Source organism: Kitasatospora sp. NPDC059973, from assembly GCF_042737525.1.
In the GTDB taxonomy this organism is placed as follows: Bacteria; Actinomycetota; Actinomycetes; order Streptomycetales; family Streptomycetaceae; genus Kitasatospora.
Genome location: NZ_JBHWUI010000280.1, coordinates 1 through 6197 on the forward strand (window position 1 = coordinate 1; position 6197 = coordinate 6197).

7 protein-coding genes and 2 pseudogenes are annotated in these 6197 nt (G+C 71.2%); 5 read left to right on the forward strand and 4 right to left on the reverse strand.

The features are described 5' to 3' along the window. Window positions 1–108 precede the first annotated feature (108 nt). Window positions 109–306: pseudogene (locus ACFWA9_RS37610) on the forward strand (hypothetical protein); the annotation flags it as partial. On the opposite strand, the gene ACFWA9_RS37615 reads toward ACFWA9_RS37610, so the two are convergent. Further along, window positions 299–1504 carry an IS110 family transposase gene (locus ACFWA9_RS37615; RefSeq protein ID WP_380393791.1) on the reverse strand — a complete coding sequence of 402 codons (1206 nt, stop codon included), beginning with the start codon at window positions 1502–1504 and terminating at the stop codon, window positions 299–301. The pseudogene ACFWA9_RS37610 and the gene ACFWA9_RS37615 sit on opposite strands and share 8 nt — an antisense overlap. Window positions 1505–1804: 300 nt before the next feature. Between ACFWA9_RS37615 and ACFWA9_RS37620 the strand changes: the two genes are divergently transcribed. Then, window positions 1805–2863: a helix-turn-helix transcriptional regulator gene (locus ACFWA9_RS37620; RefSeq protein WP_380393794.1), complete on the forward strand. Its 1059-nt coding sequence runs from the start codon at window positions 1805–1807 to the stop codon at window positions 2861–2863. Here ACFWA9_RS37620 and ACFWA9_RS37625 read toward each other — a convergent pair. Beyond that, window positions 2854–3834, reverse strand: coding sequence for an SDR family oxidoreductase (locus ACFWA9_RS37625; RefSeq protein ID WP_380393797.1), 981 nt, complete (start codon window positions 3832–3834; stop codon window positions 2854–2856). The two genes, ACFWA9_RS37620 and ACFWA9_RS37625, sit on opposite strands and share 10 nt — an antisense overlap. 438 nt (window positions 3835–4272) lie before the next feature. Here ACFWA9_RS37625 and ACFWA9_RS37630 point away from each other — a divergent pair, with 438 nt between their 5' ends. Further along, window positions 4273–4464, forward strand: a complete 192-nt coding sequence (locus ACFWA9_RS37630; protein ID WP_380393800.1) for a hypothetical protein — start codon at window positions 4273–4275, stop codon at window positions 4462–4464. 64 nt (window positions 4465–4528) lie between these two features. Here ACFWA9_RS37630 and ACFWA9_RS37635 read toward each other — a convergent pair whose 3' ends face one another. Beyond that, a complete protein-coding gene (locus tag ACFWA9_RS37635; RefSeq protein WP_380393803.1) occupies window positions 4529–4936 on the reverse strand; it encodes a WD40 repeat domain-containing protein in 408 nt (135 codons plus the stop codon). Between ACFWA9_RS37635 and ACFWA9_RS37640 the strand changes: the two genes are divergently transcribed. Next, the gene (locus tag ACFWA9_RS37640) at window positions 4905–5141 is read left to right on the forward strand and encodes a hypothetical protein (RefSeq protein ID WP_380393806.1); all 237 of its coding nucleotides are present in this window, start codon (window positions 4905–4907) and stop codon (window positions 5139–5141) included. The genes ACFWA9_RS37635 and ACFWA9_RS37640 overlap by 32 nt on opposite strands. 443 nt (window positions 5142–5584) lie before the next feature. Beyond that, the gene (locus tag ACFWA9_RS37645; RefSeq protein WP_380393809.1) at window positions 5585–5821 is read left to right on the forward strand and encodes a hypothetical protein; all 237 of its coding nucleotides are present in this window, start codon (window positions 5585–5587) and stop codon (window positions 5819–5821) included. Between the two features lie 136 nt (window positions 5822–5957). Here the strand turns inward: ACFWA9_RS37645 and ACFWA9_RS37650 are convergent. Further along, window positions 5958–6197: pseudogene (locus ACFWA9_RS37650) on the reverse strand (Zeta toxin family protein); the annotation flags it as partial.

Below are 6197 nucleotides of genomic sequence, written 5' to 3' on the forward strand. Positions count from 1 at the left end.
GGGAACGGCGCGACGACATGCACGAGGCCTTCCTCGGCCTCGCCGCCTGCCTGATCACTCACCGCCACGTCCAACGCCTTTGTTAGGACCTCTTATGAGGCTGGCTCGATCGACTTCGACGTTGATCTGCGGGAGTTGCGAGGCCAGGACGGCGTCAATGTGCTGTGCCGTCTGCTTCGGGCGATCGGGCGCCGGCTCGGCAAGCCGGTGGTGTTGGCCCCCGAGTTTGATCCGCTCCACCCGGTGCTCGGGTTCGATCCTGCGGCCGATCGCGTGGTGTTGCTGGCGGAGCCACCTCTCAGCTGACCGTGCCGGCTGGCCGGGACTGGTAGAGGGTGCCGTCGCGGAGCATGGCGAACAGGACGTCGACGCGGCGTCTGGCCGGGCAGAGGAGCGCTTGGGTGTGCCGTTTTCCTTGGTTGATCTTCTTGTCGTAGTAGGTCCGGGAGGCAGGGTCGCTGAGCGAGGCGAACGCGGCCAGGAAGAACGCGCGTTTCAGCTGCTTGTTGCCCTGGCGGGAGGGTTGCTCGCCGCGTATGGAGGAGCCGGAACTGCGGGTGGCGGGGGCGAGGCCGGCGTAGGAGGCGAGGTGGGCGGCGGTCGGGAAGGCGTGCGCGTCGCCGACGTCGATCAGGACGCGGGCGCCGGTCCTGGTGCCGATGCCGGGCATGGAGGTCAGGATCTTCGACAGTGGGTGGTCGTCGAGCAGTTCCTGGATGCGCTTCTCCAGGATCTTGCGTTGGTCGAGGACGGTTCGCAGTGAGCCGGCCAGGCTTGGCACGATCAGCGCGGCTGCGTCGGTGCCGGGCACGATTACGGTCTGCTCGTTGAGCGCGGTGAGGATGTCCTCGACGAGACGCTCGAACATGCGCGGGGCGAGGGGCCGGACGACGCCGAGCAGGCGGCGGCGTCCGGCCTTGCGCAGGGCGTCGGGGGAACCGAACCGTTCCAGTAGGGCCTGAACCGCCGGGTGGTCGAGTCTCGGTCCCAGGACGCGTTCCAGGTGTGGGTGGATCTGGGTGAGCAGTCCGCGCGGGCGGTTGGCGATGCGGGTGGCCTCGCCGGCGAGGTCGTCGTCGAAGCCGACGATCATCTCCAGCTCGGCGATGGTCTCGTCGGTGAGCTCGATGCCGCGCAGGGTGTGTGGCATGGTGCGGGCGGCGTCCGCGATGACGAAGGCGTCGCGGGCGTCGGTCTTGGCCTCGCCGGGGTAGAGGTCGGCGATCCGTCGCATCGTCAGGCCGGGCAGGTAGGCGACGCGGCAGCCGGTGTCCCGGGCGACCGCGAGCGGCAGGGCTCCGATGGAGGCGGGCTGGTCGACCACGACCAGGACCGTGCCGTGCCTGGCGGTGAGCTTGTCGAGCACCGCCCGCATCTTGGGCTCGCTGTTCGGCAGCCGCTTGTCGAAGACCCGCTTGCCCGCCCGGGTCACCGCGGTTCCGTGGTGCTCGCCCTTGCCGACGTCCAGGCCGAGGAAGACGTCCACATCACCGGTGTTGATCACGCTGATCCCTTACGAGGTCGTGCTGTCCCGGCCTCGTTGGCGTGGCACCAGTCGCCGGCATCCACGTTACGAAGAGCCTCCCAGCACGCTGGTGGTCCTGCCTCTATCAGCGGCCTACCGATGCCTCCGGCCCGGTGACACCACCCCCCGGATCATGTGAACTACAAGGGGGGGAACAGTCATGCCGGACCGGAGGCCGGGAGCCCCGTTGCGGGGCCACCAAGAAGGTAACCGGGGGGGGGGGGGGGGCAGCGGCGGCAGGAGATTCCGTTTGTCCGTCGGATCGGTGATCCTTTGAGGATGCGTGCCGCCCGCCTGATCCGTATGGCCCTCCTGATCCAATCGAACCCCGGCCTGACCGCCGCAGCCCTCGCTCGTGAGCTCGACATCTCCGAGCGAACCGTGATTCGCGACGCCCAGGCGTTGCAGGAGGCCGGCATCCCCGTCCGATCGGAGCGGGGCCGGGTGGGCGGGTACTTCCTCGCCGCGGGATACCGCACCCGGCTCACCACGCTCCATCCGAGCGAGGCGGAGACGCTCTTCCTGTTCGGCCTCCCCTCGGCGTTGCAGGATCTGGGGTTGTCGGACGCGGCGGAAACCGCCCGGCTGAAGCTGACCGCGACCCTGCTCCCGTCGGTACGGCAGGCCGCCGAGTCCTCCGTGCGCCGCTTCCACCTCGACGCCCCGGCCTGGTTCCGCGAAGCCGCCACCCCGGAACTGCTCCCGGAGCTGGCCCGGGCGGTGTGGGCGGACCGGACCGTCCACCTGTCGTACGCGCGGGCCGGCCGGGCCGACGCCCGCGCCTCCGCCGTGGCGCGGGTGGTGGAGCCGTACGGGCTCGTACTGAAGGCCGGCACCTGGTACGTCGTGGTCCGCGTCCCCGGCGAGCGGGAGGAGCACGACGGCGGCTGGCGTACCTACCGCGTCGACCGGATCACCGCCCTCGACCCCGCTCCCGGCGCGGAGGAGCCGTTCGTGCGTGACCCGTCGTTCGACCTGGCTGCCCACTGGGAGGCCCGCTCGGCCGCCTTCGCCCGCACCCTGCTGCGCACCACCGTCACGATTCGGCTGACCGGCCGGGGGTTACGGCGGCTGCCCGCGGTCGTGGACGGGGCCGCCGTCGTGGACGCGCTCGCCTCCGTGAGCGCCCCGGACCCCGCCGGCCTGGTCACCCTCGACCTGCCGACGGAGTCCGAGGAAGTCGCCTTCGACCAGCTGGCCCGGCTCGGCGCGGACGTCGAGGTGCTGGCCCCGGCGTGCCTGCGCGCCCGCTTCCGTGAGCGCGCCGCAGCCTTGGCGGCCCTCTACCGGGCCGACCCTCAGGAGAGGGAACCCGGGGAAGCCGAGGCTCAGCGGTAGTCCTCGGGGGAGCCCTCCTTGCCGCCGTACACGACGTCCTCGAAGTAGGCCCAGGCGTCCGGCCGGCTGCCGTCCACGTCCGTCACCCCGTACGCCCTGGCGAGTTCACCGCTGGAGGCGGACTTGCCGTTCCACCGCCTCGCGCGGTCCGGGTCGGCGGCCAGCGCCGCGACCGCACGGGCCAAGTAGCGCGGGGACTCCGCGACCGCGAACGCCGGCTCCTGGGCGATCGCGTCACGCCAGTTCTCCTCCCGCACACCGAAGTGGGAAAGCATCTGCTCCGAGCGCAGGAAGCCCGGCGAGACCGCGACCGCCGCGCCCCCGTACTCCGCCAACTCCTGCCCCAGCCCGAACGCGAGGCGGATCGGGGCGTTCTTCGCCAGGTCGTAGTAGATGTTCTCCCGGTAGCGGCGGTTGGAGTGCGCGGTGCCGTCGGTCACCTCCACGTGCAGCGGAGCGTCGGAGCGGATCAGCAGCGGGAGCAGCAGCGCCGCCGTGATCACGTGCGAGCGCGCGCCGAGCTCCAGGATCCGCAGACCGTCGGCGAGCGGTGTCTCCCAGCTCTTCTTCCCGAACACCGAGGCGGCCAGGAGGTGCTCGCCGCCCCACAGGTCGTTGACGAGGATGTCGAGCCGCCCGTGCTCCCGGTCGATCCGCTCGACGAGGGCGCGCACCTGGACTTCGTCGAGATGGTCGGTGGGAACCGCGATCCCGGCGCCACCCGCCGCGGTGACGAGTTCGGCGGTCTCCTCGATGGTCTCGGTGGTCCGGCCGACCTCGCTGGGCCGGTCCCGGGTGGTACGGCCGGTGACGTACACGGTCGCCCCGGCCCGGCCCAGTTCCACGGCCTGAGCCCGGCCCGCCCCGCGGGTAGCGCCCGCCACGAGCGCGACCCGCCCCGCGAGCGGACCCGCCGGGCCGGCCTGCACGCTGTTCCGAGTGTTCTGGGTGGTGATGTCTTCGTGGTTCATGTCATCCATCGTTCCTGCCAAAACTGACAGAACACGTCACCCATTTCCGGGGACCCCGCGCAACACCCCGACCCCAGTGCGGACACCGATGCACGGCGCCGCCACCCTGCAGCATCGTGGTCTGGTCGGGTCATTCCGCCGCTCCTCGGTTCACCAGACGTTTCAGCACGCCTCGGAGGCAGGGTCGATAATTGAACGCGTTCAAAGTATGTGTCATTCTGGCCTCCGAGGAGAGGGGGAACAGTGACGGGATCGCCGAGATGGGTCTGGCCATGCGTCCTGGGATGGGTTGCGTTGATCGGGGTGAGCCCGTGGCTCCTGCGAGGGGTACGCGGCACTGCGCCGGACCACGGGGTGGTGGAGTACGTGGCGTGTGTGGCCGCCTCAGCGTTCGTCCTGGGGATGGCACTCGGGCGGGTCCACGCGTGGGTGCCATGCATGACGGCCGGGGGCGTCGGCCTCCTGGCCATGCTGGCGACCTCCGGTGCCTTCGGCGTCCCGGTCGGGGCGTTCGGCGACGAGGCCGGGTTCCTGTTCGGTGTTCTCCTCATGCTCGGGCTGTTGGTCCAACTCCCCCTGCTGATCGGGGCCTGCACCGGATGGCTCATCGGTTCGCTGAGCAACGGTTGAACCGTCTTGAGGGGATGGTCGCCGACAGCCCGAAGGCCCGCCCGGGTCGCTCCGTGCGGCGACGTCAGCCGCAGTCGGGGTGGTAGGGGAGCACGGGCAGGTACTGCGCCCACTGCTGGCGGGTCGGAGTGTCGGTGTTCGCGCAAATCTGCCGGATGCTCGCGCCCACGGTCAGCGGCCACAGCCGGACGGTGTTGTCCCGTCCGCCGGTGGCGAGGGTCTGGCCGTCGGGACTGAACGCCATCGCGGTGGCTGCGGAGGCGCGGATTTCGAGAGGGCTGCCGATCATGGACGGGTGGGCCGGGTCGGAGACGTTCCAGAGCCGGACGCCGGTTCCTTCCCCGTTGACGGCGAGAGTCTTCCCGTCTCGGCTGAAGGCGAGGGCGGTGATGTCGCCCTTGATGGCCGGACCGATGCGGACGGGGTGGTCGGGGTCCGAGATGTCCCACAGCGAGGACGCCCGGGCGGCCATCGGTGCCGTCATCTCCTGGTACGGCCGCCAGATGATGACCGCCCGGCGCGCCGGTGACCAGCAGCGCCTGGCGGAGCTGGCCGAGCGGCAGCGGGCATGCGGCGAGGACCGGGAGCGGGTCGGCGACGCCGGGCCCGGCGAGATCGACCGGATCACCGAGCTGTACACCGAGCGGTTGAAGGCGCTGGGAGCCGACGACAACTAGCGCTCCGACCGAGAAGGTTCACCGGGTCGGCGCCTCAGGGCCCTTGGCCGGTTGGATGTCGCGAGACGTCCAACGTGGAAGCGCTGCCGGGCCGTGGGCTCTCGAAGAAGTCCGGCTTCCGCCGGCGAACTCGTCCGGCCTCGCCGGACGGCTTGCTCGCTCGCAGGTCAGGCGGCGCATGATCGTCGGTTCAGCGGCCGGGCGTCATTGCGGGTTGTGAGGGTGGGGCCGGTCAGGGACGGCTGAGGTGTGGGGGATCCATGGGTTCGCAGGACGGTAGTGACCGTACGGGTTTCGGGTGCGTGGCGTGCTGCGCCGAGGACGCTGCGGTGGCGGGGGAGCACCACCGCAGCCGCGAGGGGGTCCGGCTCGAGACGATGATTCGGGACGACTCGCATTTCATCGTCTCTGTTCAGCGGTGCGGCCTGTGCTCGCAGGCCTTCGTGAGCGTGTTCACCGAGTTCGTCGACTGGGTCTCCTCGCAGGACGCGCAGTACCGCACCGTGCTGCCGATCACGGACACCGAGGCGGACGACCTGGCGGCGGGGCGGTTGAGCCCGCACCAGGCAGGGGCCCTGGGAGACGGCCGCCGCTATCTGCAGAGCGACTGGCCGAGCGGTGCCGAGAAGCCGTCCGAGTACTGGGGCAGCGGCGCCTTCGGGGTCCGCGAGGGGTACTGACCCGGACGGCGCGCTGTGGGCCTGTCGGTTGTGGATGTCGTTGTCGCCCCGGCGGCGACCGCCCGGCGTGATCCGAAAGAGAGGCCCTGGGTGAACCCCTGGTCGCCGGCTCCGGCCCCGCACCGCGGGGGTGTCCTCACCGGGCGGGGGCGGGCAGCGCGGCCACCGTCGCCGGGGCGTCCAGCGGGCGCGGTCGCAGGGAAGGGGGCATGAGCGGGAGGGCCAGCGCGCCGATGGCGACCAGGTCGTCGCGGTACTGCGGCATCGCCGTGTGCAGGCCCCGCTGGACGGCCCAGAACCTGGCGGCCTCTTCCTCGGTGTAGGGACGCCCCTGCTCCGCGAGCAGCGCCAGCGCGCCGGCCCGGCGCCCTGGCGG